The 26,554-nt window shown below is 70.4% G+C and carries 17 protein-coding genes, 1 other RNA gene and 1 pseudogene; 9 read left to right on the top strand and 10 right to left on the bottom strand.

The features are described 5' to 3' along the window. Window positions 1–40: 40 nt before the first annotated feature. The 4 genes and pseudogenes from ACN28I_RS43150 to ACN28I_RS43135 all read left to right on the top strand — a co-directional run bounded on the left by ACN28I_RS43150 (window position 41) and on the right by ACN28I_RS43135 (window position 8,370). A pseudogene (locus ACN28I_RS43150) lies at window positions 41–5,312 on the top strand (trifunctional serine/threonine-protein kinase/ATP-binding protein/sensor histidine kinase). 190 nt (window positions 5,313–5,502) lie between these two features. Beyond that, entirely contained in the window at window positions 5,503–6,570 is a 1,068-nt protein-coding gene (locus tag ACN28I_RS43145; RefSeq protein WP_420947697.1) for an SRPBCC domain-containing protein, read from the top strand. Between the two features lie 104 nt (window positions 6,571–6,674). After that, complete coding sequence (locus ACN28I_RS43140; RefSeq protein ID WP_420947696.1) at window positions 6,675–7,673, top strand: biotin/lipoyl-binding protein; 999 nt, start codon at window positions 6,675–6,677, stop codon at window positions 7,671–7,673. After that, on the top strand, window positions 7,663–8,370 hold the full coding sequence (locus ACN28I_RS43135; RefSeq protein WP_420947695.1) for an ABC transporter ATP-binding protein: 708 nt from the start codon (window positions 7,663–7,665) through the stop codon (window positions 8,368–8,370). The genes ACN28I_RS43140 and ACN28I_RS43135 overlap by 11 nt, the downstream gene beginning before the upstream one ends. 2 nt (window positions 8,371–8,372) lie before the next feature. On the opposite strand, the gene ACN28I_RS43130 is transcribed toward ACN28I_RS43135, so the two are convergent. After that, the gene (locus ACN28I_RS43130) at window positions 8,373–8,759 is read right to left on the bottom strand and encodes a hypothetical protein (RefSeq protein ID WP_420947694.1); all 387 of its coding nucleotides are present in this window, start codon (window positions 8,757–8,759) and stop codon (window positions 8,373–8,375) included. A 749-nt stretch (window positions 8,760–9,508) separates the two neighbouring features. Here ACN28I_RS43130 and ACN28I_RS43125 point away from each other — a divergent pair. Beyond that, window positions 9,509–10,600, top strand: coding sequence for a PKD domain-containing protein (locus ACN28I_RS43125; RefSeq protein ID WP_420947693.1), 1,092 nt, complete (start codon window positions 9,509–9,511; stop codon window positions 10,598–10,600). A 280-nt stretch (window positions 10,601–10,880) separates the two neighbouring features. Here the strand turns inward: ACN28I_RS43125 and ACN28I_RS43120 are convergent, their stop codons facing one another. From ACN28I_RS43120 to ssrA, 8 genes are all read right to left on the bottom strand, one after another. Beyond that, complete coding sequence (locus tag ACN28I_RS43120) at window positions 10,881–11,498, bottom strand: iron-containing redox enzyme family protein (RefSeq protein WP_420947692.1); 618 nt, start codon at window positions 11,496–11,498, stop codon at window positions 10,881–10,883. Between the two features lie 2 nt (window positions 11,499–11,500). Next, on the bottom strand, window positions 11,501–12,511 hold the full coding sequence (locus tag ACN28I_RS43115; protein ID WP_420947691.1) for a CapA family protein: 1,011 nt from the start codon (window positions 12,509–12,511) through the stop codon (window positions 11,501–11,503). A gap of 216 nt (window positions 12,512–12,727) precedes the next feature. Then, window positions 12,728–13,708 (bottom strand): fatty acid desaturase family protein, encoded by a 981-nt coding sequence (locus ACN28I_RS43110; RefSeq protein WP_420947690.1) that lies wholly within the window; start codon window positions 13,706–13,708, stop codon window positions 12,728–12,730. A 6-nt stretch (window positions 13,709–13,714) separates the two neighbouring features. Then, window positions 13,715–14,323: a methyltransferase family protein gene (locus tag ACN28I_RS43105; RefSeq protein ID WP_420947689.1), complete on the bottom strand. Its 609-nt coding sequence runs from the start codon at window positions 14,321–14,323 to the stop codon at window positions 13,715–13,717. Then, window positions 14,320–15,594, bottom strand: coding sequence for a hypothetical protein (locus ACN28I_RS43100; RefSeq protein WP_420947688.1), 1,275 nt, complete (start codon window positions 15,592–15,594; stop codon window positions 14,320–14,322). The genes ACN28I_RS43105 and ACN28I_RS43100 overlap by 4 nt, the downstream gene beginning before the upstream one ends. Continuing rightward, entirely contained in the window at window positions 15,576–16,625 is a 1,050-nt protein-coding gene (locus tag ACN28I_RS43095; RefSeq protein ID WP_420947687.1) for a hypothetical protein, read from the bottom strand. The genes ACN28I_RS43100 and ACN28I_RS43095 overlap by 19 nt, the downstream gene beginning before the upstream one ends. Window positions 16,626–16,943: 318 nt before the next feature. Beyond that, the gene (locus tag ACN28I_RS43090) at window positions 16,944–17,861 is read right to left on the bottom strand and encodes an MBL fold metallo-hydrolase (protein ID WP_420947686.1); all 918 of its coding nucleotides are present in this window, start codon (window positions 17,859–17,861) and stop codon (window positions 16,944–16,946) included. Window positions 17,862–18,057: 196 nt separating this feature from the next. Further along, window positions 18,058–18,422: a transfer-messenger RNA gene (ssrA, locus tag ACN28I_RS43085) on the bottom strand. Window positions 18,423–18,624: 202 nt separating this feature from the next. Here ssrA and ACN28I_RS43080 point away from each other — a divergent pair. The 4 genes from ACN28I_RS43080 to ACN28I_RS43065 all read left to right on the top strand — a co-directional run bounded on the left by ACN28I_RS43080 (window position 18,625) and on the right by ACN28I_RS43065 (window position 24,911). Continuing rightward, on the top strand, window positions 18,625–19,983 hold the full coding sequence (locus ACN28I_RS43080) for a M16 family metallopeptidase (RefSeq protein ID WP_420947685.1): 1,359 nt from the start codon (window positions 18,625–18,627) through the stop codon (window positions 19,981–19,983). Further along, entirely contained in the window at window positions 19,983–21,590 is a 1,608-nt protein-coding gene (locus ACN28I_RS43075) for a M16 family metallopeptidase (RefSeq protein ID WP_420947684.1), read from the top strand. The genes ACN28I_RS43080 and ACN28I_RS43075 overlap by 1 nt, the downstream gene beginning before the upstream one ends. 119 nt (window positions 21,591–21,709) lie before the next feature. Next, entirely contained in the window at window positions 21,710–23,461 is a 1,752-nt protein-coding gene (locus ACN28I_RS43070) for an OmpA family protein (protein ID WP_420947683.1), read from the top strand. A 121-nt stretch (window positions 23,462–23,582) separates the two neighbouring features. Beyond that, complete coding sequence (locus ACN28I_RS43065; RefSeq protein WP_420947682.1) at window positions 23,583–24,911, top strand: peptidoglycan recognition family protein; 1,329 nt, start codon at window positions 23,583–23,585, stop codon at window positions 24,909–24,911. Between the two features lie 21 nt (window positions 24,912–24,932). On the opposite strand, the gene zwf is transcribed toward ACN28I_RS43065, so the two are convergent. Next, window positions 24,933–26,477 (bottom strand): glucose-6-phosphate dehydrogenase, encoded by a 1,545-nt coding sequence (zwf, locus tag ACN28I_RS43060; RefSeq protein WP_420947681.1) that lies wholly within the window; start codon window positions 26,475–26,477, stop codon window positions 24,933–24,935. Window positions 26,478–26,554: the final 77 nt, after the last annotated feature.

Here is a 26,554-nt window from a genome sequence, read left to right as displayed (position 1 = left end):
GGGACTTGCATGAGAGCGGCCCTGGCGGTGGACTCGCTCCATGCTGAACCTCCCAGGCTACACGCTCCGTCGTCCGGTCCGCGCCACTGACGCGAACATGCTGTTCCTGGCGGTGCGCGAGGCGGATGGCGCACCGGTCATCATCAAGACGCCGGCGGGCCCCTTCGCGGGCCCGCGCGAGGAGGAGCGGTACCGCCGGGAGCACGGCATCCTGCAGCGGCTCCTGGGCGTGCGTGGCGTCACCCGGCCCCAGGGTTGCGAGCGGGTCAACGGCCGCCCCGTCCTCGTCCTGGAGGAGGTGCAGGGGGTGGCCCTCTCCGAGGCGGTGGGCAGACCCTTCGAGCCCGCCCGCTTCCTCGAGCTGGCCGTCGCCCTGGCCTCGACCCTGGCGGAGATTCACCTCCGAGGCGTCATCCACAAGGACATCAAGCCCTCCAACATCATCGTCACGCCCACGGGAGAGCCGCGCATCATCGACTTCGGCGCCGCCACCCTCCAGCGGACCGAGCATGTGGACGCGGCTCCGAGCGACCTGCTCGAGGGAACGCTGGCCTACATGTCCCCGGAGCAGACCGGGCGCATGAACCGCGCGCTGGACTACCGCACCGACTTCTACTCGCTGGGCGTGACGTTCTACGAGCTGCTCACCGGAGTCCGGCCCTTCCAGGGGCGTGACGCGCTCGAATGGTTCCATGCGCACATGGCCCAGCTTCCGAGGCCGCCGCACGAGCTCGTCGCCAGCGTGCCGCCCGTGCTGTCCGCGATCGTGATGAGGTGCCTGGCCAAGGTCGCCGAGGAGCGCTACCAGAGCGCCGAGGGGCTGAGGCACGACCTCGCGGAGTGTGTGGAGGGCCTGCGCCGGGATGCCCTCGAGCCTCTTCGTGCTGGGCAAGCGGGACCTCCCCAGCCGCTTCCAGCTCCCCCAGCGGCTCTACGGGCGCGACGCCCACGTCGCCACCCTGCTCCAGGGTTTCGAGCGAATCGTGCGCGGAGGCAGACCCGAGCTCATCCTGGTCCGCGGCTACTCCGGCATCGGCAAGTCGTCGGTGGTCCACGAGCTGCACAAGCCCGTGGTTCAGCGGCGAGGGTTCTTCCTGAGCGGCAAGTTCGATCAGCTCCAGCGGGATGTTCCCTACGCCACCCTGGCCCAGGCCATCCGGGGGTTGGTGCAGCACCTGCTGATGGGCACCGATGAGGAGGTGGCCCGGTGGCGTGAGCGCCTGCGGGAGGCCCTCCAGGGCAACGGCCAGCTCATCGTGGACCTGGTTCCGCAGCTCGCGCGCCTCCTGGGCCCGCAGCCCGCGGTGCCGGAGCTTCCGCCCTCCGAGGCGCAGCACCGCTTCAAGCAGGTCTTCCTGAAGTTCCTCGGCGTCTTCGCCACCGCCGAGCACCCGCTCGTCATGTTCCTGGACGATCTGCAATGGGCGGATCTGGCCAGCCTCCGGCTCCTCCAATCCCTGCTCACCGAGGAGGACGCGCCCCCGGTGCTGTGGATCGGCGCCTACCGGGACAACGAGGTCACCCCCTCCCACCCGCTGATGATGACGCTCGGGGAGATGCGCAAGGCGAACGTCCCGGTGACCGACCTCCAACTCGAGCCGCTGAGCCGGGAGCAGCTCCAGCACCTCGTGGGCGATGCGCTCCCGGGCGCGGGGCGGAGCTCATCGTGCCCCTTTCGAAGCAGGTGCACGAGAAGACGGGCGGCAACCCGTTCTTCCTCCTCCAGTTGATGCTGGCGTTGCACCACGATGGACTCCTCAGCCGCACGCCCGGAGGGGGATGGCGGTGGGATGCCGAGGGCGTCCGGTCCAGGGGGTACTCCGACAACATCGTCGACTTCATGGCTCGCAACCTGCACCAGCTTCCCGCGAGCACCCGGCACCTGCTTCCCCTGGCGGCGTGCGTGGGCAACAGCTTCCCGCTCGGGATGCTGGCCCTCGTCGCCGGCCTGGAGGCGGGCGAGGCGGAGCGGGGGCTCGAGCCGGCGCTCCAGGAGGGCCTGGTGGTGCGCAGCGCCCCGGAGCAGTACCGGTTCCTGCATGACCGCATCCAGCAGGCGGCACATGCCCTCATCCCCGAAGGAGAGCGCAAGGCCATCCACCTGCGCATCGGGCGCCTGATGCTGGAGCGCCTGTCTCCCGAGGAGGTGCGCGAGAAGCTCTTCGAGATCGTGAGCCAGCTCAACACCGGGGTGGAGCTGATCAGCGGCCACGAGGAGCGCCACCGCCTCGCGCGGCTGAACGCCGAGGCGGGCTGGAAGGCCCAGGCCTCGAGCGCGCACGACTCGGCCGCCGCCTATCTCTCGATGGCCTTCGGGCTCATCCCGGGCGACCCCTGGGAGACGGACCCCGCGCTGGCCTTCAAGGTGCAGCTCGATCAGGCGGGCAGCGAGCTCGTGAGCGGCAACTTCGCCCAGACCCGCCGCCTCCTGGAGGGGCTGCGCTCCCGGGCGCGGAGGCGGGCGGACATCGCCGCCGTCTACGGACTGAGGCATGAGGTGCACCTCATCTCCGGAGAGATCCAGGCCTCCGTCACCTGCCTCCTGGAGTGCCTGGCCCTGCTGGGCATGCCGATGGACCCCCATCCCTCCTGGGAGGAGGCCATGGCCGCCCGTGAGGAGGTCCAGGCCCTGCTGGGAGCCCGTCCCATCGAGAGCCTCGCCGAGCTGCCCCTGATGACGGACGCGGACATGAAGCCGGTGATGAACGTCCTGGCCCGCCTCTTCCCGTCCGCCTACCTCACCGACAACAACCTGCTCGTCCTCCACGTCTGCCGGATGGTCTCCCTGAGCCTCCGCTACGGCAACACCAACGAGTCGGTGATCGCCTACAGCTCGCTCGGAGTGCTGCTCGGCCAGTTCTTCAAGAGCTATCAGGAGGGCTACGCCTACGGCATGCTCGCCTGCGCGCTCATCGACCGGTACCACTTGACCCATGAGCGGGTCCGGGCGCTCTTCAACCTGGAGATGATCAGCTACTGGTGCCGGCCCCTGGCCGTCGCGCACGAGCACGCGCTGAGCGCCTTCCAGCACGCGCTCCAGACCAACAACTACCTGTACGCCTGCTACATCGTCGGCCACGTCGTCTGGAACCGGCAGGCCATGGGGCACCCCCTGGACGACGTCTACCAGGACGCGCTCGTCCGGATGGACTTCATGCGCAAGACGGGCTTCGTGGGGGTGGTGGATACCACCCTCATCGTCCTGCGCTACATGCAGACACTGCGGGGCCACTCGCCCACGTTCGGCACGCTGGACGGGGAGGGCTTCGACGAGAAGGCGCTCGAGGCAGCGCTGTCGCCGGCCCACATGAGCGCCATGGTGTGCCAGTACTGGCTCTCCAAGATGCAGGCGCGCTTCATGTGCGGCTCCTACGCGGAGGCGCGTGAGGCGGGGGACAAGGCGGCGGCGTTCATCTGGTCCTTCATTGGCATCATCCCGCGCCTGGATTTCTACCTCTTCCGCGCCCTGACCCTGGCCGCGTGCTGCGAGGGAGCGGTGGAGGAGGAGCGGCAGCGCTACCTCGAGGCCGCCGAGGTCCACTGGCAACAGCTCGAGGTGTGGGCGGCCAACTGCCCCGAGACCTTCCGCGCGCTCGAGCGGCTGGTCTTCGCGGAGCTGGCCCGCATCCGGGGCCGTCTGGACGAGGCGCTCCCCGCGTACGAGGAGGCCCTTCGCGCGGCCCGCGAGAACGGCTTCATCCAGCACGTGGCCCTCGTGGGCGAGCTGGCGGCGAACTTCTACCGCAAGCGGCAGGCCTCCTTCATCGCGGAGGCCTACGCGCGCCAGGCCCGGGAGGCGTACGCGCAGTGGGGAGCCCACGGCAAGGTCAGGCAACTGGACGCCCTGTGGCCCTCCCTGGTGAGCCCGGCGGCCCCCTCGAGCACCAGCACCACCACCTCCTCCTCGGAATCTCGGGAGATCGACGCGCTCGCCGTGGTGAAGGCCCAGCAGGCCGTCTCCAGTGAGATCGTCCTCGAGCGGCTGGTGTCCACGCTCATGCGGGTCGCCACCGAGAACGCGGGGGCCCAGCGAGGAGCCCTGCTGCTCCCGCGCGGTGACACGCTCGTGGTCGTGGCCGACACGGAGGGCGCGGCGGAGGCCGCCCTGCCCTGGACGATCCTCTCCTACGTCCGGCGCACGCACGAGCATGTGCTCATCGGCGACGCGGCGGAGCCGCACCCGTTCTCGGGAGACCCCTACCTCGCGCACAGCGGAGCCAGGTCCGTGCTCTGCCTGCCGCTGCTGCGCCAGGAGTCCCTGTCGGGAGTGATGTACCTGGAGAACAGGTTCGCCTCCGGGGCGTTCACCCCGGAGCGCACCCTGCTGCTGGGGCAGCTCGCCTCGCAGGCCGCCATCTCCATCGAGAACGCACGGCTGTACGCCGAGCTCCAGCGCACCGAGGCCGCGCTGCGCAGCGCCAACGACGGGCTGGAGCGGCGGGTGGAGGAGCGCACGCGCGAGCTCAAGCATGCACAGGCCCAGCTCGTGGACACGGCGCGTGCGGCGGGCATGGCCGAGATCGCCTCGGATGTGCTGCACAACGTGGGCAACGTCCTCACCAGCGCCGTCATCAACCTGGAGCAGATGCGCTCCGCGGCCGCGGCCTCGCGCTTCGACCGGGCGGCTCAGCTCTCCGCCCTGCTCAAGGAGCACCAGGAGGATCTCGTGGGGTTCCTGACGCGAGATCCGCGTGGCAGCCTCCTCCCGGAGTACCTCCTGGCCCTCACCCAGGAGCTCCGCCAGGAGCGGACCCAACTCCAGACGAATTTGCATGAGATGGGCCTGCACCTCGAGCACATCCACGCCATCATCCGGGTACAGCAGGACTACGCCAAGACGTCACTCATCCTCGGGGAGTGGGATCTCGCCCAGCTCATCGAAGACAGCTTGCGCTTCCAGATGGCCTCGCTGCAGCGCCACGGCGTTTCCGTGACGTGCGAGCTCACCTCCGTCCCCCGGATGCAGGTGGACAAGCACAAGGTGCTGCAAATCCTCATCAACCTGCTCAGCAACGCCAAGAACGCCATGGCCGAGCTCCCCGAGGGGCAACGTCACCTGTGCGTGCGGCTCACGGCCCAGGGGAAGGTGGCCCGGATCCAGGTGGTGGACAATGGCAAGGGCTTCACGCAGGAGCTTCCGCAAGCAGCTCTTCGCGCTCGGCTTCACCACACGCAAGGAGGGGCATGGCTTTGGCCTGCACTCGAGCGCGCTGGCAGCGCAGGTGATGGGGGGACGCCTGCTGCTGGAGAGCGACGGTCCCGGCAAGGGCGCCACGGCCACGCTCGAGCTTCCTGTCTCGCAGTCCCCCTGACAGGGAGGCCGCTACAGCCGCTCCACCCCTCCGTCCCCGTCCGCCGCTTCCGGGACAGGCTCGTGGCAGAAGGCGAGCCGCTCCTTCAGCACGTCGAGCGGCAGGGCCACCTCTTCTCACGGTAATGTCCGCGGGCGCCGGAGTGCGGTGACGTACCGCGTTCCGAGAACACCACAGGAGCCCGAAGACCATGGCGATGAATCGGAAAGAACTGCCGCCCATCGACGCATACCTGGCGGGACTGGAGAACCCAGCGGCGAAGAAGACGCTGGAGGCGCTTCGCACGCAGCTCCGCAAGTTGCTCCCAGGGGCGGTCGAGACCATCAGCTACCAGATGCCCACCTTCAAGGTCGACGGGAACGCCGTGGCCGGTTTCGCCTTCTTCAAGACCCACTGCGGCTACTACCCCTTCAGCGGCGGCGTGGTGCCAGCACTGAAGGCGCAGCTGGACGGCTACGTCACGTCGAAGAGCGGAGTGACCTTCCCGCCCGGCAAGCCGCTCCCGGCGAAGCTGGTGAAGCTGCTGGTGCAGACACGGCTCGCGGAGATTGCCACGAGAGGGAAGAAGAAGACGGCCACGAAGAAGAAGACGGCCACGCAGAAGAAGACAGAGGCGAAGAAGGCGCTCGTCACCGGCCGCGTGACCGACAGCGCCGTGAAGGAGGCGACCGGGCGGGACTGGAAGGGGTGGACGCGCGCGCTGGACGCGGCAGGGGCAGGCGAGCTGAACCACAAGCAGCTCGTCGCGCACCTGGCCCGAGAGGTGGAGTCCACGTGGTGGCAGCAGTCCATTGCCGTGGCGTACGAGCAGACCCGCGGCAAGCGGGTCGTGGGCGAGACGGCGGCCTCGGGCTTCCAGGTGGGCGTGGTGCGCACGCTGCCAATGAGTGCCCAGGAACTGTGGGAGCGGGTTGAAACACAGCCGGAGCGATGGCTCGGTGCCGGCGCGACGCTGACGCTCGAGCCGGGGGCGGGCTATGAGGTGCCCAAGCGCCGTGGAGCACCCGGCGTACGCGGCGAGGTCCGGGTGGTGAAGCCCGGGCAGCGCATCCGCATGACCTGGCAGCCAGACGGCTGGAGGAAACCCGCGACCCTGCAGCTCACGCTGATGCCGAAGGCGCGAGGCGTCTCCTTCCACGTGCACATGGAGAAGCTGCCGGACGCGAAGGCCCGCACGGCGATGCGCGAGCACTGGTCCAGAGTGCTCGAAGGCCTCGCCGAGCGGAGCGCTGGCAGCACGCCTTCGACGAGAGCCTGACAGCGGATCCCAAGCTGGGTGGCGGATGCGAGCCGCTTGCGAGGCCTCGGGGCCTCGATTACGCAGGACGCGTCCCGGGAGTGCCCCGGGCGGTAAGGACTCGCATGGCATCATCCAGCAAGGGCCTGGGGAAGCGGCTGACGGGCTTCTGGAAGAAGCACCCGGTGTGGAGCCTCGTGCTGGCGGCCGGGGTGCTGCTGGTGGCACTGGGCGGGGTGCGAAGTCTCCGGGGTCCGGAGGTGCCCGTCCTCGTGGTGAAGCGCGGGCCGCTGGTGCACCGGGTGGTGATGAGCGGGCGGGTGTCGCCGCCGGCCGGGTGGGTGGTGGCGAGCCAGCTATCGGGCACGGTGGCACGAGTCCTCGTGGACGAGGGCACCCGGGTGCAGCCGGGCCAGGTGCTGGTGGAGCAGGATGCGGCCCCCCAGGAGGCGGACGTGGCGCGCGCACGCGCGGCGTTGGAGCAGGCGCGGGCGCGGCTCGGCAACCTGAAGGAGGTGGGGGTACCCCAGCGCGAAGAGGCGGTGCGGCGGGCCGAGGCGGAACTGGCCCGGGTGGAGCGCGAGGCGCAGCGGGCGAAGGCGCTCGCCGAGGCGGGGGTGATGACGCGCGTGCAGCTCGAGGAGGCGGTGACGGCGCTCGAGGTGGCGCGCAGCCGGCTGGCGAGCGCGCGGGCGGAGGCGGCGGGCAGCGGGCAGGGCGGGAGCGAGCAGCGGCAGGCAGAGGCGGCCCTGGCCGAGGCGGAGCTGCGCGCGGCCGAGGCCCGGCGAGCCCAGGCGACCCTCACGGCGACGACGCCCGCGGTGGTGTTGACGCGCGAGGTGGACCCGGGTGACTCGGTGCAGCCGGGCACGAAGCTGCTCACCCTGGCGAGGCTGGGCGGCACGCAGCTCACGGTGGAGGGAGGAATGGGTGCGGGGCTGGCGCGCTTCTTCGCGAGCCTGGCCACCAACCCGGACGGCTCGCCGACGTTCCCCGTCCAGCTCGACGCGAAGCTCTTCCTCACGGCCTCCGCGGTGGCGATTGTCACCGGGCTGTTGTCAGCGGTGATTCCGGCGCGCCGGGCCTCGGGACTGGATCCGGCGGTGGTCATCCGTGAAGCCTGAGCCCGTCCTGCGCCTGGAGGGCGTCACCAAGGCGTACGGGGAGGAGGTCGTCACCCGTGTCCTGCATGACATCGACCTGACGCTGGAGCAGGGCGAGTTCGCCGCGCTCATCGGCCCGTCCGGCTCGGGGAAGAGCACCCTGCTCAACATCATCGGCCTGTTGGATCGGCCCACCAGCGGCCGCGTGCTCCTCCAGGGCCAGGACACGCGCGGGCTGGACGAGGACGCGCTCGCGCGGCTGCGGGCGCGGACCCTGGGCTTCATCTTCCAGTTCCACCACCTGATGCCGGCCTTCACGGCGCTGGAGAACGTGATGATGCCGGCACTGGCGGAGCGGGGCCGGCCGGACGAGCGGATGCGCACGCGCGCCTTGGATCTGCTCGCGCAGGTGGGGTTGGAGGAGCGTGCCGGGGCCTACCCGCGTCAGATGTCAGGAGGCCAGCAGCAGCGTGTGGCGATTGCCCGGGCGCTCGTCATGTCACCCGCGCTCGTGCTGGCGGACGAGCCCACGGGCAACCTCGACACCGGCACGAGTGCCCAGGTGTTCGAGCTGTTGCGCCACATCAACCGCGAGCAGCGGATGACGTTCCTCGTCGTCACGCACGACCCCCGGCTGGCCCAGCGGTGCGACCGCATCATCGAGGTGGTGGATGGCCGCATCGTGAGCGACCGGCGGGAGCCGCCCCGTTCCGGCTGAGGTCACTCCCGCAGAAACTCGACAGCGGCCCGGGTGAACGCACGAACCTTCTCTTCGGGGCCCTGAGCGACGAGCACCAGGCGCAGGGTGTGTGGGTCTTCCAAGTTGCTCCGCAGGCTGTGCTCGACGCCGAGCTTGCTTGCGAACTGCTCGAAGGCGAGATGCATGGGATCCGTCCTCGCGGCGACCACTTGAGGCGTGGGGCTGTTCGGGATCGTGAACGACAACTCGGCGCGCAGCTCACCGCTGGAACCTTCGACAGGCGCCTCGGTGAGCGACGCGTTCGAGAGGAGTTCGAGCGGCATCGGCTCCGTCGAGCTCTTCGAGAGCGCCTTCTCCAGGGTGTGATTCGCAATGTCGCGGATGCGGTGGGGGTCGATGGCGCCCATGATGTCGATCGTGCCTCTTGAGGGGTTCTCGCCGCACCAAAAAAAAACCCCGGCTCGCCTGATGGCGGCCGGGGCTCTTTCACTTCAGTGGAGGCGGCGGGAATCGAACCCGCGCCGGGCGGTGCGAAACTCCCGGCAGAATCGCGCCCTTACCTCGTAACCGCCCGGAACCGTTAAAAGTGGGTGTCCCGCCGCGTCCCTCTTCGTCCCATCCTGTTCCAGGTTATTCCGCAGGCTTCTGCGATGAACTGGTTCCAAAGCATAATCGTGCGCTGCGGCGGAATGATGCGTGCATCGTCATGAGCTGTATGTTTCATGTACAGGCCAAGAAAATCGGATAGCCTATAGATCGAGATAATACCGGGTACATCTTCGGAATGGTGGAAGCCGATAAAACCTGAGCGCAAGTACCAAGCAATGAGATCAAGCTCATCACCGATGAATGATACCTGAGCTTCAATCTCCGCGCCGGCGTGCGGCTCATGGGCTCCCCGTCAGCGTCCCTCACCTCCCGCTCTGCTCCCGCCCGCTACGCCCAAGAGAGCTCCTGTCCTTCCTATGCTCAGAGCCACAAATGACAAACAAAGCCTAGGAGGCCTGATGTATGAGTACAGCCCAGCAGGTACTGCTCCCCGCCAGTACCCATTGGCACGGTACGTGGCTTTCTGACCGGGGGCGGTGAGCGCCGTGCTATGCCGCGCACCGCCCGAAGCTGGGCCCATCTGAAACCATTCCAAGAGGGAGTCCTGATGAGAACCGTGTTGCTGTCTTCAGTTGTCGTTCTTTCTGTTCTCGCCGCGTGCGCGAACGATCCCGGCTCTTTCGATGAAGCCACCGGGACGCCCGATACGCCGATGGAACCGCTCGCCGAGCCGTCCTCGCTGGCGTCGGCGTCCACCGTGCTAGCGCCTCCGCAGGCGGACTTCTCGTGGTGGTGCCAGCCCGGCAACCTGCGCTGCTATTTCGACCCGGCGTGGTCCACCGGCCAGCCGCCGCTCCAGTTCACCTGGATCTTCCCACCGGGCGCGTACTCCGCCGGCGGCGATGCGCCCACCGCCTCCTTCAGTCGCTCCGGCACGTATTCGGTGACGCTGAGAGTGCGCGACGCACTGGGCCAGGAGTCGACCGTCACCAAGCCGGTCAGCCCGGCCTCGCAATACCGGCCTCTGCCGGGCTCCTGGTCCAACTCCTCGCGCCCAGGCGCTAGCCTCGACTTCTTCGCCACGCCGGATGGCGGGTACACGGCCGCCTGGTACACGTTCACCCCGGACGGCGCGCCGGTCTGGTACACCACGGGCATCGGCTACTGGTACAACAACTCGTGGAGCGCGCCGCTTTACCTCTCGACGTGGAATGGCTCGTCGAACGTCCTCACCTACGTGGGCTCGCTGAAGTTGATGCTGATGTCGCGTAGCTCGGGGGCGTTCCTGTTCACGGTGAACGGCGTCTCCGGCAACGAGCCCTACACGTACCAGGGCGGCGGATTCGAGCGCACCGGCGCCTGGTACGAGCCGGCGTTCTCCGGCTGGGGGCTGAACATCCAGGAGAATTCCGGGTTCTACGGCGCGAAGGTGGCCTTCTACGAAGGCTCGCAGCCACGCTGGGCGGAGGGCTCCACCACATCTGCGCCCTCGGTGAGCATGAACCTGAAATGGATGAGCGGCCCCGGGCTGTGCCCGGGCTGCACCTACGTGGGCCCTCCGAGCGTGCAGTACGTGGGCTCGGTGTCGATCCAGATTCCCTCATACAGCACCTCGGGGTTGACGAAGATGAACATCACCACGCCCTCGGGGGCGCAGTGGGTCCGCCCCTGGGTGAACGTGGTGAAGCTCACCCAGTGACGCGGGCGCGGTGGCCGCGCTGAGCCGGGGACTTCCACCAGCGGCTCAACGAGGCGGTGTGTGTGGCTCGGGGCAGCGGGAGCTCCGCACACGCCGCCTTGTTCTCTCCGGCGCGGATCTGCCCGGCCATCAGGGAACGCTGTTGGCGTCCGCCAGGTTGCTCCCCGCGGCCCGCTCGTCTCCGTCCAGCACCCCGTCAAGGTGGTGCTGGAGTGGAACCTGCCGGAGGCGCCGCCTCGCAAGGTTCAGCCGCGTCCTCTCCGTGCGCTGAGGCGCCCGCTCAGGGCCGCGCCTCGCCGGCCAGCGCCGCGCGGTGGATGGCCACCCAGAAGTCGGCGGCCCGCCGGGCCCCTTCGAGCAGCGGCTCCGGGTGCCCGGCCCCCAGCGCCGCGCAGAGCGCCTGGGCCCGCGCGCCGTGCTCCAGGTCCACGTCGAGGTGGACGAGGATGAAGCGCGCCTTCGTCCGCTCCAGCCCGAGCCGCCCCAGCTCCTGGCGGGCCTCGCCTCCCAGGTGCCGCGCCACGCCCTCCAGCACGCGCAGCGCGCCCAGGAAGGCGAGCTGCCGCTCCGGCCCGATTCCCTCCCAGAAGGCGTGGAAGCCGGCCACCTCGCGAGGCGTGTCGGACGAGGGCTCGCGCCCGAAGGCCGCGAGGTCCGCCTTGGCCAGCAGGTAGTGCGACTGCGCGTCCCCCGCCAGCTCCGCGAAGAAGGCCTTCAGCTCGGGGAGCGTGGCGCGCTCGGCCGCGAGCCGCAGCCGGTCTCCGCTGCGCCGCGTGTAGTGGTACATCATGTCGAGGAACGCCACGTAGCGCTCTGGCGTCACCGCCGGCAGCCAGCTCGTGACCTGCCGCGCCATCCCGACGGTGAGCGCCTCCAACTGCTCCTCAATCGACGACATCCTCAGTCCCTCCGGTCCGAAAGCAGCGCGCCCAACGTCCGCCGAGCATGCGCGAGGTGCGGCGCCGCCCGCTGGGGGGGCAGCTCGTCCAGGCGCACCACGCCCGCGTCGAGGAACCCCTCCCCACCGAGTCCCCGTCCACAGGCGGTGGGCACCGCGCGCAAATCCACCGGCTGGAGCACGCCCCGCGCGTCCCGGGCGAGCGCGAGCTTCAGCACGGCCCCCGTCTGGCACGCCAGCGTGGGCATGATGCTCAGGAAGTTGCCCAGCGAGTACGCGATGAGCCCCATCCGCGCGGGCCCGCCCCGGCGCACCTGCGTGGGGCATGTGGCGTCCGCGCCGTCGATGGACACCCACTCCACCGGCTGGAGGACATGCGGCGAGGAGCCCAGGAGGAGGTCCGCCCCGCGCTCGATGAGCCGGCAGGCGTGCTCGCGCTGGAGGGCCTCGGGCCAGTACTCGTACTCGAAGCCCCAGTGCGGCATCAGCACCACCAGGTCCGGCCCCACCGCGCGAGCGGCATCGATGAGCGCGCCCAGCCGCTCCCAGTCCGGCGCGTGGAGGGGGCTGCCCAGCCGCGTCACCGGCACCCCGGCGGGCGGCGCCCCCACGAGGTGGTTGATGTCATACGTCACGGCGGCGATGCCCATCCGCACCCCGTCCACCTCCAGGGCGGCCACCGCGTCCTCCGGCCGGGGGCCTCCCACGCAGCGGTGCTGGGAGAAGGCCAGCACCGTCCCCCGGGTCCTCTCCAGCCCTTCGGCGCCCTGGTCGAGCGCGTGGTTGTTGCAGAGGGAGAAGACGCGGTGGCGCGCCGTGCCCTCCCAGGCCGCGAGGTAGTCCGGCGGGGCGTTGTAGTGGAGCGTCTCGTAGACGAGCCGGGGCACGGGCCGCGCCGGGTCCACCGGCGTCTCCAGGTTGGCGAAGGCCACCGCGTCCCCCGCCATCACCTCCCGGACGCCGGGAGAGAGGGCGCGGTGGAAGCCGCTGCGAATCCACATCATGTCGCCCACGGCGCTCAGCCGGAGCTTCCGGCGCGCCCGCGTGCCGCCAGCTCCCCGAGGCGAGGTGCCGGGCGACTCGCGCGAAGTGCTCCCCGGTTTCGGCCGAGCGCGGCTCCGGCAGGTGCAGGAGGCTCTTGGTGATGTAGCGCAGGTTGAGGTCCCACCGGGACAGCGGCCAGCGGCCGTCCTCGTAGCGGATGTCCGCGTACAGCCGGCGCAGGGCGTTCATGGGCGCTTTCGCTCCAGGGTGACGAGTCGCACGTCCTCCTCCACCACCATGGGGCCGGCCAGGAGGGCCCGCCACATGACGTGGAGGTAGCTGTCGAAGACGGGGGCCCCGTGCGCGAGCAGCTCGGGGCGCAGGCGCGCGTGCAGCCGCGCGAGGTTGTAGCCGGGCACCCGCGGGTAGAGGTGGTGGTCCAGGTGGTGGTTGAGGCCGTTCCACAGGAAGGTGACGAGCCGGGTGCTGCGCACCGTCGTCGCGGTGTGGAAGCGGTCGCCGCGCCAGACGTTGGCGTGGTGGTCGGAGATGGACTTGAGCCCGTTGAGGGGGCTGGCGAAGAGCACCGGCAGCAGCCAGCACTCCACCGCGCCCCCGAGGAGCCCGTGGCCCGCCAGGAGCCAGAAGAGCAGCGCGTAGAAGGCCCCGTAGCCGAGCAGCACCAGCGCATGGCGGCGCAGGCGGGCGGCGTCGAAGTGCTGCACCGGATAGAGGACGTTGAAGTAGACGAGGCTGAGCGGCAGGCCCAGCAGCACGGTGGCGTAGAAGAGTGCCCACAGCCCGGGCGAGCGGCGGCCCGCGTTGTAGGCGTCAGGGTCCTTCTCGGTGCGGTTCCAGCGGTGGTGCGCGAGGTGGTCGTGCCGCATCGGCTCGTAGGCGATGCCCACGAGCAGGCTGAGCCCGTTGCCGAAGAGGCGGTTCTGCCAGGGCCTCGGGAAGAGGGTGTCGTGCCACGCGTCGTGGTCGAGCTGGATGAGCCCCATGACGCCCTGGGCCGCCAGCAGCCACAGGGGCAGCTTCAGCCAGAAGCCGCTGACGTGCGCGAGCCCCACGCCGGCCAGCCCCCACACGCCCAGGTGGAGGGCCGCCATGCCCAGAGCCCGCGCGGGGCGGATGCGCAGCAGCTCCACCAGCTCGTCGCGGGAGGGGCCCGGCCCGGCGGGGGCAGCGGGTGAAGCGGAGACGGGGGCGAGGGCGGGCTGCATGGGGTCTCAGAGGTAGCGGGGGACGCGCTGGCGGTAGCGCGCGTAGGCCTCGCCGAGGCGGGCGGAGAGGTAGCGCTCCTCCTGGAGCACCAGCCCGTGGAACAGCCCCCCCAGCACCGCGCACGCCCCGAGCGTCACCAGCGACGGAGCCCAGAGCGAGGCGCCCACGAGGTACAGGTAGGAGAAGACGTAGATGGGGTTGCGCGAGTAGCGGTGGAGTCCTCTCTCGTGCAGCACGGGCGGGGCCTCCCCAGCGTCCACGCCGATGCGGAACGTCGCGCCCATGCCGTACTGCGCCGCCAGCATGCCCACCAGCCCGAGCACGCCCAGCGCCCAGCCCACCTCCGGCGGAAGGGCCAGCAGGGGCCGGCCCCAGGGCAGCTCGGACCAGCGCGGCCAGAGCGCCGCCACCACCGAGCCAGCCCACACCAGCGAGGCGCCGCTGATGCGCCGCGTGAGGCGCGTGTGGGCGGAGTCGGCCCCGGTGCTCCGGTAGGCCAGCGGGCCGCGGCCGAAGCGCAGGCGGTAGACGAGGCTGGAGCCCAGGTGCCCCAGCAGCAGGTGCAGCGAGATGAAGCCCAGGTAGAGCGCGGGCGCGTCGCGAAGCCCCTTCATGGTCCCACCACCTCCGCCGGAAGCCCGAAGCCCGAGGACGCCCAGCCCGCGAGCTGCTCGGTGAAGTCGCGCAGCTCGCCCCGGGTCCACAGTCCCTCGAACGTCGCCGTGTTGATGTGGAGCGTGTCGCCAAAGCCCAGGCCCGTCGCGCCCCAGGTGGCCGTGTGGCTGCGCATGGAGTGGATGCGGAAGGGCGCGTCCACGAAATGCTTGTCGAGCCGCCCCAGGTAGGTCGCCACCAGCGTGTTGGTGCGGGGCTCGGCCACCAGCCCGGGGCGCGCGTTGCGCCGCAGCACGGGCCCCGGGGCGAGCCGCGCCACCGCCATGCACTCCAGCGCCGTCGTCCAGTGCACGCCCTCGTCGAGCACGCGCCGCAGCGCCTCGCGCACCAACGCCGCCAGGGCGGGCGCGTCCTCCAGCCGGGCGCGGACCTCCCGCAGGGGAAGCTCCAGCGGCACCGTCGAGCAGCCGTTGCCCAGCATCCGCCCCAGCCCCAGCATGCGCCGCAGGTCCACCGGCACCCGCAGGCGGATGAGCCCGTCCTTCGTGGGCTCGCGCAGCGCGACGCCCGCCAGCAGCGCGGCGAAGAAGACCTCCGAGGCCTGGACGTCCGTGCGGCCAGCCGGGAGTGTCAGGCGCGCCGTCGCCAGCAACGAGCGGCCCGCGGTGTCTCCACTGCGGCGCAGGCCCAGGCCCCGCTGCGCGAGGAGCCGGCGGCGGGGGCTCGCGAGGCCCAGCACCCGGCCCGGCCCGCGCAGCGCCGCGAGCAGCACCTTGCCATCCGTCAGCGTCGAGGGGCCCAGCGGGGGCGACTCCGGCGCGCGCCCCGCGCAGTGCAGCCAGAGCCGCTCCAGCAGGTGGGCGAGCGCCTTGGCGTCCCCAATCGCGTGGTGGAGCTGGATGGCGAGCAGCCACGGGCCCGGCGCTCCATCGGCCAGGGGGTGGAGGTGCAGCCGCAGCGGCACGTCCCTCGCGAGGTCCACCCGGGTGTTGATGACCCGCGTCACCGCCTCGGGCTCGTCCAGCGGCTCGGCGCCTTCCAGCAGGGCCGCGTCCACCGCCTCGTCCGTGCGCGGCGCGGGCACCCACGCACCGCGCGCGTCGTCCCAGGCCACGTTGAGGCGCTCGCTCTCGCGCACCAGGGCGCGCAAGGCCCCGCGCAGCCGCGCCACGTCGGGCCGCGCGTCGATGCGCAGCAGCACCGTGGCCCAGATGGTGGCCACCTCGCCGTCCAGCCGCGCGAGGAGCGTGTCTACGAAGTTCGCGCGCATTGCTCCACCCATCCGCTCCACAGGGCCCGGGCCGCCTCGCCGTCCAGCCGCGCCCGCCCCACCGCCTCGCGCGCCCGCTCCGGCGCCGGCAGGTGCTGGAAGACGATGTCGTCGGGCGCGTCCAGGCGCGGGCGGAGGCCCGTCGGCAGGTAGCCCGCCGCGAGGAGCACGGGCGTGGCCTCGGCCACCCGCTGGGGCTCGCCCATGGACAGGTGGACGAGGTCCACGCGCGCCCGCGAGGACGGGAGCGCCGTGGCCCCCTGCCCTTCTCCGGCAGGCCCCACCAGCTCCCGCCGTTCGAGCCGCAGGGACTCGTTCCAGTCGAGCGGGCGCAGCACGAGGCCCCCGGCGCGAGGGCGGCGCTCCAGCGGCGTCAGCTCCACCGTCCCCGGCAGGCCCGAGGCGGCGAGGATGGACGCGAGCCACTCCCCCCACGGCCCCGCGGGCAGGAAGCGCCGGCGCGGAGGCAGCGGCGCGAGCACCGTCGTCATCGCCAGCGCCTGCATCGGCAGGCCCGAGCCCTCCACCCCCACCAGCGTCTCCCCCTCGGTGTAGTCGACGATGAGGCCCACCGGCACGGCCCGCATGAAGCGCGACGCGTAGCGCTGCGCCATGAGGTGCAGCGTGGACGTCTGCTGGTGCAGCAAGCCCACGCGCGCCTCGAGCAGCTCCAGAAGGTGGCTCCACAGCCGCTCGTGCTCGGAGCGGTCCATGGCGGTGCGCCGGCTGGGCAGGGCCATGGAGAGCCCCGAGTCCAGGGAGTCCCGCCCCGGCTTGCACCACAGCCCCGTGTGCCAGAGGAGCGTGCCCTGGGCGTCGAACTCCCCCAGGCTGAGCAGCGCGCCGGCCCTCCAGAGCCGCGAGGCCCCTCCAGGCTCATGGAGGAAGCGGTAGGAGTAGCTCCCGGCGTAGCGCGCGTGGAGCAGCTCGCGCAGCGCGGGCTCATCGGGCTCCGCCAGCCAGCGGGTGTGCTCGCTGGGCTGGGCGGCGCGAAGGCCGTCAAAAGGGGGGGCGGCGCGTTCCCGGCACATGGAGTGTTAGCAATGCACCAACAGGGCCAGCCGGGAAGCCCCCTCCTTCCAAGGGGATGGGCCCGGCCGCCGCCCCGCGCCCCCACCGGGTGTGCAGCCCGCTACACGGGGTGGAGTGCTCGGCTGAGCCTGCCCCGGTTTTGTGGCTCTCCCGCAGTTTATGTGAATCCTGGGCGCATACGGATGGCCGCAAGAGCGAGGCTCGCCTGCTCGCTACCGCCGAACCACACGAAGTGCGGGAGAGCCACGTAACCGGGGCAAGCCCAGTGCCGGCCTCTACCAGGTTCGCCTCAGTGGGAGAGCGGCCAGGCCTCTGCTTCAAACCACTCGGGATGATGAAGGGTGACATCCCCGCGGGAGCCGGGCGCGCCTTGGAAGCTCATGCCCAGGGAGCAGGGTGACGTCAGGCCGAGCCACGAGCAGTGCACGAACTTGATTGCGCACGTCAGCCGCGCGCTGGGGGTCCACCGCGACACGCTCCACGTTGTCGGAATGCAGCCATTCTCGGTGAACAACGGCATCGCCGGTGAGGAGCACCGGCCCCCCCGGCAGGGCGAGGAGAGCCATGACGTCCTCCCGCGCATGGCCACCGCCCCGCAGCAGCACGACGCTGCCATCTCCGAACAAGTCGAGCGAGGCATCAAAAGGCGGGAGGGCGCGCGTGTCGTGGAAGTCCACTTCGCGCCAACGAGGCGCCGACAGGCCCAGCACCTTGCCGGCCGTTCCCAGCCCACCGATGAAAGTCGCGCCCTCGAAGGACGCGGCGGCGCCAAGGTGATCGTCGTGCAGGTGCGAGATGATGACCCATCGGGCGCGGGCTGGCTCCAGTCCGGCCCCCCGCATCTGTGCGTCGAGCGTCCTTCCCTCGCGTCCGCGGCTCTCGAAGAGCCAGCGCATCGGCACAGGCAGAGCGGACTCGCCCTCTCGGGCGACGGACGTGGAGAGCCCGCAGTCGAACACAGTGAGCCCTTCTCGCGGATGCTCAATCACGAAGGCAGGAGCCGGCCGCCATGGGCGGTGCTCACCGACCAGGAGCGCCGACATGCGGTTCATTCCCGTGTTGAAGACGTGGAGCCGAAGACCGGCCACCGCCGCGGGCATCGGATAGGGACCGGGAGGCGGCTGGGCCCCACTCACGATAACGGGACGGTAAGGGAGCAGGACGGCTCCGAGCGCGACGAGCACACCCGCACTCAGCAGGCCCAGCGCCGAGAGACGGCGACGTCGAAGACTCACGGGCATGCCCCCACAGTGCGGGAGATTGACATGGAAGTGCTCCGGGTGAAACGGGGGAGGGCCCTCCGCGCCGAGGTGGCCAAGCTCCAGGTGCAGCGCCCCAAGCGAGGCCCGCTCACCCGGGCTGGCGCTGGCGGCTTCAGCGGAAAAAGAAAACCCCGGCTCGCCTGATGGCGGCCGGGGCCTTTGCTACATCCAGTGGAGGCGGCGGGAATCGAACCCGCGTCCGAAAGCCTTCCGTCCTTTGACCCTACGTGCGTAGTCCGCGATTTGTTACGTCCCACAGACTCCCACGGACGGGATTCTGTGAGCCGGTCCTGGATGATCTCACCGCCGAGAGTCCAGGCACCCTCGACGGCCAGCCCGCATTATGACGGTCCTACCCCACCCCACGGGCCGAGAGCGGGGGGACCGCGCACTAGGGAACTGCTAGTTAGGCAGCCAGCGCGAGCTCAACGTTGTCGTTGGCTTTTGTGTCTGTGTCAGTGGTTTTACGAGCGAACCAACAAGCTCGGCACGCGTCTCGAACTTCCATGCCCCCGTCGAAACCAGGTCGCCCCCTTCGGGCACTTCAACTTCGCTTACTGCTTCGTTGCTCCATCTACCTTAACCGCTGACGGCGCCCGGTCAATCCTTCTGACGCCTCGCGATGTCGTCCTCCAACGGCCGCCCTCCCCTGCCCGCCCGCTCGTGGGAATAGCAAGTAGCCTGCGCCGTTCCCTGGCGCCCACCTCGTGGGTGCTTCAGCGACATGAGGACACGCATGCAACGCCGCTTCATCTCCCTCCTGCTGCTCCTGCTGGGAGTGGCCCTTCCCGCGGCGGCCGCCGAGCAGGCCGCCTCCCCCTTCTTCCCCTACCCCATGAAGGTCGATCGCCTGCCCAACGGGCTCACGGTCGTCCGCGTGCCCTTCAACTCGCCGGGCCTCATCGCCTACCAGACGGTGGTGCGCGTGGGCTCGCGCAACGAGGTGGAGCCGGGCCGCACCGGCTTCGCCCACTTCTTCGAGCACATGATGTTCAAGGGCACGAAGAACTTCCCCGAGGGCGAGCGCGAGAAGGTCATCAGCACCTACGGCTACGACGACAACGCCTTCACCTCCGACGACATCACCGTCTACCACTCGTACGGGCCCGCCGCCGGCCTGGAGAAGCTGGTGGAGATCGAGGCCGACCGCTTCCGCAACCTCGAGTACTCCGAGCCCTCCTTCCAGACCGAGGCGCTCGCCGTGCTCGGCGAGTACCACAAGAATGCCGCCCAGCCCTACCTGAAGATCGAGGAGGAGCTCGGCCGCACCGCCTTCACCAAGCACACCTACGGGCACACCACGCTCGGCTACTACGACGACATCAAGGCCATGCCCCAGGCCTACCAGTACAGCCGCACCTTCTTCGAGCGCTGGTACACCCCGGACAACGTCCTGCTCGTCGTCGTCGGTGACTTCGACGACAACACGCTCATGCAGGCGGTGCGCACGCACTACGGCCCGTGGGACCGCAAGAGCGCCACCGTCAACGTGCCCGCCGAGCCGCCCCAGACGAAGGAGCGCTCCGTCCACATCGACTGGCCCCAGAGCACCCAGCCGCGCCACATGTTCGCCTGGCGCACCCCGGCCGCCCGGCTCGACACCTCCGCCGCCGCCATCCAGACCGTGCTCGTCGACTACCTCGTCGGCCCCACCAGCCCGCTCCACAAGGAGCTCGTGCTGGAGAAGCAGTTCGCCCAGCAGATCGGCAGTGACTTCTCCCTCCACCGCGACCCGCACCTCTTCAGCCTCGTCGCCGTCCTCCAGGAGGAGCGCCACCGCGGCCCCGTCCGTGACGCCTTCAATGCCGCCGTGAGGGAGCTCGCCACCGGCAAGGTGGACGCCGGCCGCGTCGAGGCCATCAAGAGCAACACCCGCTACGGCCTCCTCATGAGCATGGAGACGGCCAAGTCCGTGGCCACCCAGCTCTCCTGGTACGCCGGCATCTTCGGCACGCCGGACGCGCTCGCCCTCCACTACCAGAAGGTCTCCGAGGTGAAGCCGGGCGACCTGGTCACCTTCGCCAAGAAGTACCTCACCGCCGCCAACCGCACCCAGCTCACCCTCACCCCCAAGAAGGCCGGAGGCCAGAACTGATGCGTCCCTTCATCTCCCGCTCCCTCGCCCTCTGCGCCGTGCTGTACCTCGGCGGCTGCGCCACCACCTCCCAGACCGCGCCCGCTCCCGAGGCGCCTCCGCCCCAGGCCGAACAGGCGCAGGCTCCCGCTCAGCCCGAGACGCCCGCCTCCGTGCCCGCCGTGCCCCTGAAGCGCCCCGAGCCCCTGCGGCTCGTCGTCCAGGCCAACCCGGCCAGCCCCATCGTCAGCTTCCGGCTCGTCTTCCACTCGGGCTCGGTGGATGACCCGAAGGGCAAGGAGGGCCTCACCTCCCTCACCGCCGACCTCCTCGCCGAGGGCGGCACGCAGAGCCTCACCTCGGCCCAGCTCAATGAGGTCCTCTTCCCCATGGCCGCCGAGCTGGGCTCCTCCACCGACAAGGAGCTCACCGTCTTCGCCGGCCGTGTCCACAAGGACCACCTGCCGCGCTTCCTCGACCTCTTCACCGACGTGCTGCTGAAGCCGCGCCTGTCGCCCCAGGAGTTCGAGCGGCTGCGCGCGCGGGCCCTCAGCGACGTGCGCAACGGGCTGCGCAGCGAGAACGACGAGCTGCTCGGCAAGGTGGCGCTCGATGCGCTCCTCTTCCAGGGCCACCCCTACGCGCACTTCGTGGGCGGCACCGAGAAGGGGCTCGAGTCCATCACCCTGGAGGACGTGAAGGCGCACGCCGCGCGCGTCTTCACCCAGGACCGGCTCGTCATCGGCCTCGCGGGCCCCGTGGACGAGGCGCTCCAGAAGACCGTCGTCTCGCGCCTGTCCGCGCTCCCGGCCACCGGCGCCCCGCGCGTGGAGCTGCCTCCCGTGCCCACCACCGGGGGCCGCGCCCTCGTGGTGCAGAAGCCCACCCTCTCCACCGCCGTCTCCATGGGCTACGTCACGCCCCTGCGCCGGGGAGATCCGGACTTCTTCCCCGTGTCCCTCGCCCTCTCGTACCTCGGCGAGCACCGCCAGTCCTCCGGCGTCCTCTTCAACGAGCTGCGCGAGAAGCGCGGCCTCAACTACGGCGACTACGCCTACGCCGAGCACTTCATCGAGCAGCCCGGCACCACCTACAACCGCACCAACATCGCGCGCACCCAGCAGGACATCACCCTGTGGATCCGCCCCGTGGTGCCCGTCAACGGCGTGTTCGCCACCCGCGGCACCCTCTACTTCCTCGACCGACTGGTGAAGCAGGGCATTCCCCAGGACCGGTTCGAGCTCAGCCGCGGCTTCCTCCTGGGCTACACCCGCCTGTGGGAGCAGACGGATCAACGCCGGCTCGGCTACGCCATCGACTCGCTCCTCTACGGCACGCCCGGCTTCCTGGAGCAGTACCGCGCCGCGCTCGCGAAGATGACCCCCGAGTCCGTGCACGCCGCCATCCGCCGGCAGCTGCGTCCCGAGGCCCTCAACTTCGCCTTCGTCACCCAGGATGCCCAGGAGCTGGCCAGGCTCCTCGAGGAGCAGCCGCCCTCGCCCATCACCTACGCCTCCGCCAAGCCTCCCGCGCTCCTGGAGGAGGACCAGGCCATCATCTCCTGGCCGCTGCCCATCCGCCCCGACGCCATCCAGATCGTCCCCGCGCAATCCTTCATGGAGAAGTAGCGCGGGGCTGTAGCGAGCAGGCACTCTCGCGGGGGTTTTCTTTCGCCCCCCGGGAGTGGATGGTATGAGCCGACCCATTGTAGAGCCCGAATTTCCGGGCCTCTCCCTGGGAGCGGTCATTGCGCAGCGAAGCAACCCGACTCGCAGTGGTGTGCCTGCTGCTGGCCGGTATCGCGGCGCGGGCGGACCATGATCCGTTCGCGCGCGGCTTCGATGCCGTGCCGCTGAAGGCCACGCCTGCCCAGCAGAGTGGCATTGCCCTCGAGGGCGCCAGGGCCGAGCCCGCCGGCAGTTTCCGGGGCGCCCTGCTCTTCGACTACAACCGCGGCCTCCTCGCCCTCAAGCTCGGCGACGAGAAGCTGGGAGATCTCCTCCCCTACCGGCTGGACGCCCACGCGCTCTTCGCCTGGCAGCTGCACCGCCGGTTGGAACTCGCCGCGGACGTGCCCCTCACCCTCACGCAGGGGGATGGCTTCCAACTGCTGCGCGACACCCTCAATGCCCCGGACTTCCCGGGCGCCGCCGGAGTCAGCCGGTTCGGCTTCGGCGACGTGCGGCTCCAGCCCCGCGTCTTCCTCCTGCTGCCCGAGGAGTTCCCCGTGGGCGTCGCCCTCTCCGCCGAGGTGCGTCTGCCCACCGGGGATGGCGGCAGCTTCCTCGGGGAGCGCAGCGTGCTGGTGGCCCCGCGGCTCGCCGTGGAGCGCGCCTTCGGCCCGGTGCGCGTGCTCGGCAACCTGGGCCTGCGCCTGCGCCCCCAGCATGCCCAGTACCTCAACCTCTACGTGGGCAACGAGGTGACGTTCGGCGCCGGTGCCGTGGTGGACCTGCCCAACATCGGCCGTCTCACCGACGTGCAGGCCGTGGCCGAGATGCACCTGGCCACGCCCGCCTCCGCCCCCTTCAACTTCCGCCAAGCCGACTCGCTCAAGACGCCCTGGGGGGTGCTCGGCGGCGTGCGCGCCCGCGTCTTCGGCGCCTGGGGCGTGGAGCTGGACGTGGGCCGCGGCGTGACGCTCGGCAGCGGCTATGGCCGCGAGGAGCTGCGCGTCATCTTCGCCCTGCGCTACGACGAGACGTTCGTCGACTCCGATGGTGACGGCGTGCCCGACTCGCGCGACCGGTGCCCCATGGAGGCCGAGGACCTGGACGGCTTCGCGGACACCGACGGCTGCCCGGAGACGGACAACGACGGCGATGGCATCACCGATGGCGAGGACCAGTGCCCCAACTCCGCCGGCTCCAAGGCCGATGGGGGCTGCGGCGACTCGGATGGTGACGGCGTGCCCGATGGCCAGGATCTCTGCCCCTTCATGGTCGGCCCCAAGGGCTATGACGGCTGCCCGGACACCGACGGCGACGAGGTCCCCGACAACGTCGACAAGTGCCCCGACCAGTCCGGTCCCCCCGAGGCCGATGGTTGCCCCATCGACAACCCGCCGCTCGTGGTCATCGAGTCGGACCGCATCCGCATCAAGGGCAACATCCTCTTCGAGACAGGCTCCGCCACCATCCAGAAGCAGTCGCTGAAGCTGCTCGACGAGGTGGCCATCGTGCTCGACCGCAACCCCGAGCTCGGGCCCGTGCTCATCGAGGGTCACACCGACAACGTCGGCTCCGACACCCTCAACCTGAACCTGTCCCAGCGGCGCTCCCAGTCGGTGATGGACTACCTCATCTCCAAGGGGATCGAAGCCCACCGCCTGCGCGCCAAGGGCTTCGGCGAGGCCAGGCCCATCGCGACCAACGCCACCGCGCTCGGCCGCGCCAAGAACCGCCGCGTCGACTTCCGCCTCATCAAGTCGGAGATCGAAACGCCCGCTCGCACCGTCCCCGCCGACAAGAAGGACGGGGGCGATAACGGGAAGCGGTGAGCAGGTAGGACGGCCTGCTTCCGGGTGGGTGTCAGACACAGCTCTGGCAGCTAAAACAGTTTTAGCGTGACTTGCTGCGTTTTCCGCGAGTAGTCTGCCGTTCCCCCCTCCGGAGAATGGCATGCACAAGAACAAGTCCGCGTTGCTCGGCCGTCGTGGTTTCCTCCAGGGCACCGCCGCGCTGGGAGCGATGCTCGTCGGTGGGCCGAGCGTCGCCAACGCGCGCCTCGCCGCGGCGTCCGCCGGCATCCGCGCCCACGACTGGCACTCGCTGCCGCGCAACGATGGAAGCACCGTGACGGCCGGCCCCGAGGACATGGGGGGTGACTTCCAGCTCGCGCGCGCCGCGGACGGTTCCTTCGAGCCCGGCCGCACCTTCATCTCCGAGGTCTTCCAGTCCACCGGCTGGTTCAACATGGTGGGCATGCACTGGGTGGCGGACGTGCCCGAGGGCACCACGATGGAGCTCGAGGTGCGTGGCAGCCTGGATGGCGCCGTGTGGGGCCCCTGGACGCCCGTGGGCCACGTGATGGAGGCGCGCGGTGACGAGGAGGCGCCCCAGGGGCTGGAGACGTTCACGGACGCGGTGGAGTTCGGCCGGGCCAGCGCCATGCAGTACCGCATCACCCTCGAGACGACCGATGCCGGCCTCAGCCCGGTGGTGCGCCGCGTGACGGCCACGCAGATCGACGCGCTGGACTCGCCGGGCCTGGAGGACCTCGACTCGCGCGGCCGCGCCATTCCCTTCCGCGTGGGCAACGGCGGCCCCCCGACGGCGCGCCTCATCCTGCGTGACGGGCCGAACGGCTGGGGCGCGACGAATTTCGAGCCGGGCTCGCCGTACTACTGGGAGCCCTACGCCGGCGTGTACCCGACGCAGTTCGTGACCATCCACCACACCGCGTGGGCCAACAACCCGGAGAACCCCGTCGCGACGGTGCGGGCCGTCTGGTACTACCACGCCATCACCCTGGGCTGGGGCGACGTCGGCTACCACTACCTCGTGGACCAGTACGGCAACGTCTACCAGGGCCGCGCCGGCGGTCACGCCACCGAGGCGGGCCACGTCTCCCGCTACAACCACTACAACATCGGCGTGTGCCTGCTGGGCCAGTTCGAGCCGGGCGCGCCCAACGTCCCGCCCGGTGGCGAGCCCACCGCCGAGGCCCTGGACAGCGCGATGCGCATGGCGGCGCTGCAGTCAGCGTACTGGGGACTCAACCCGCTGGAGCAGGCCGCCTATCCCAAGCCGGACGCCTCGTGCCGCCCGGCGCTCGTCAATCACCGCATCTGCGGCCACCGCGACTGGGGCCGCGGGGCGAGCTGCGTCCGCACCGCCTGCCCGGGCATCAACGTCCACAAGCGCCTGCCCGCCATCCGCGAGCAGGCCGCCGCGCTCATCCCCGACATCAAGGACTTCCACCTGATGGAGATCCTCAAGCGCGGCTGACCGGGCCTCCCGGCGCCACACTCACGTCCCGTTCCAGACGTGCCCATGGCGCTCGAGCAACCGGCTGGCGGCCGCCGGGCCACACGTCCCGGCGGCGTAGTTCGGCTCCGCGCCCGTGGTGGACCAGGCGTCCAGCACGGGCGTGACCAGCTCCCAGGCCCGCTCCACCATGTCCTCCCGCGTGTAGAGCGTGGAGACCCCGAGCATGCCGTCCAGCAGCAGCCGCTCGTAGGCCTCGGGCGGCGGCCCCTCGTGTGACGCGGCGTAGAAGCAGCTCATGTCCATGTCGCGCACGCGCACCGCCCGCCCGGGGGCCTTCATCGCCACCCGCAGGGTGACGCTCTCGTGCGGTTGGATCCGGATGATGAGCTGGTTGGCGGACATCCGCTCCCGCTGTCCCCCGCCGAAGAGGTTGTCCCGTCCCTCCTTGAACTGCACCACCACCTCGGTGAGGCGCTCCTTCAGCCGCTTGCCGGAGCGCACGTAGAAGGGCACACCGGCCCAGCGTGCGTTGTCGAAGCGCATGGTCAGCATCGCGTAGGTCTCCACCCCCGAGGTGGGCGAGACGCCCGGCTCCTGGCGGTAGCCGCACACGGGAGTGCCCGCGATGAGGCCCGGCCCATACTGCCCCCGCACGCACTCGGCGCGGATGCGCTCGGGAGTGAAGGGCCGTGCCGACGCCAGCACCCGCACCTTCTCGTCACGCACGGCCTCGGGCTCCAGGCTGGCGGGTGGCTCCATCGCGATGAGGGAGAGCACCTGGAAGGCGTGGTTCTGGATCATGTCCCGCACCACTCCCGCCTGCTCGTAGTACCCGCCCCGTCCCTCCACGCCCAACGGCTCGGCGCACGTCACCTGGATGTGGTCGATGTGCTGCCGGTTCCACAGCGGCTCGAAGATGCTGTTGGCGAGCCGGAGCACCAGCAGGTTCTGCACCATCTCCTTCCCGAGGTAATGGTCCATCCGGTAGATGCGCGACTCGTCGAAGTGCCGGCGCAGGCAGAGGTTGAGCCGCCGCGCACTGGGGAGATCCGTCCCGAAGGGCTTCTCGACGACGATGCGCGACCAGCGCCTCGCATCGGACCTGGCCAGCCCCGACTCCCCCAGCCGATCCACCACGTCACCGAAGAGCGTGGGCGACACCGCGAGGTAGAAGAGGCGGTTGCCCCCCGTCCCGCGCTCCGCTTCCACCTCGCCGAGCAGCCTGCCCAGCCGCGCGTAGTCCCCGGCCGAGGAGATATCCACCGGCACGTAGTACAGCCCCCGGGCGAACACGTTCCACGCGGCCGCGTCCACCCCGCCGGACCCGAGGGCCTGCTCGACCACGGTCCGCATCCGCGAACGGAAGGCCTCGTGTCCCATCTGGGCGAGCGCGGTGCCGACGAGGGTGAACTCCGCGGGCAGCAATCCCTCCTGGAAGAGCCGGAAGAGCGCCGGGACGAGCTTGCGTCCCGCCAGGTCACCGGAGGCACCGAAGAGGATCATCGTGCACGGCTCGGGAATCTCCCGGGCCCACTCGACGTCCGCCGCGCTCTCGTCCCATACCCTTGCCGCTGATTGCATCATCCGCTCGCTCCCTGTCTTGCCTCGCTGGTCCCTGCAAGACAGTTCGAGAGGAACGGAGTCGCCTGTGATTCCGGGCC

It is taken from the genome of Archangium gephyra, from assembly GCF_049060025.1.
Lineage (GTDB): Bacteria > Myxococcota > Myxococcia > Myxococcales > Myxococcaceae > Archangium > Archangium gephyra_A.
The sequence above is the reverse complement of the archived record's forward strand: the minus strand, read 5'-3'. Positions and strand labels throughout refer to the sequence as shown.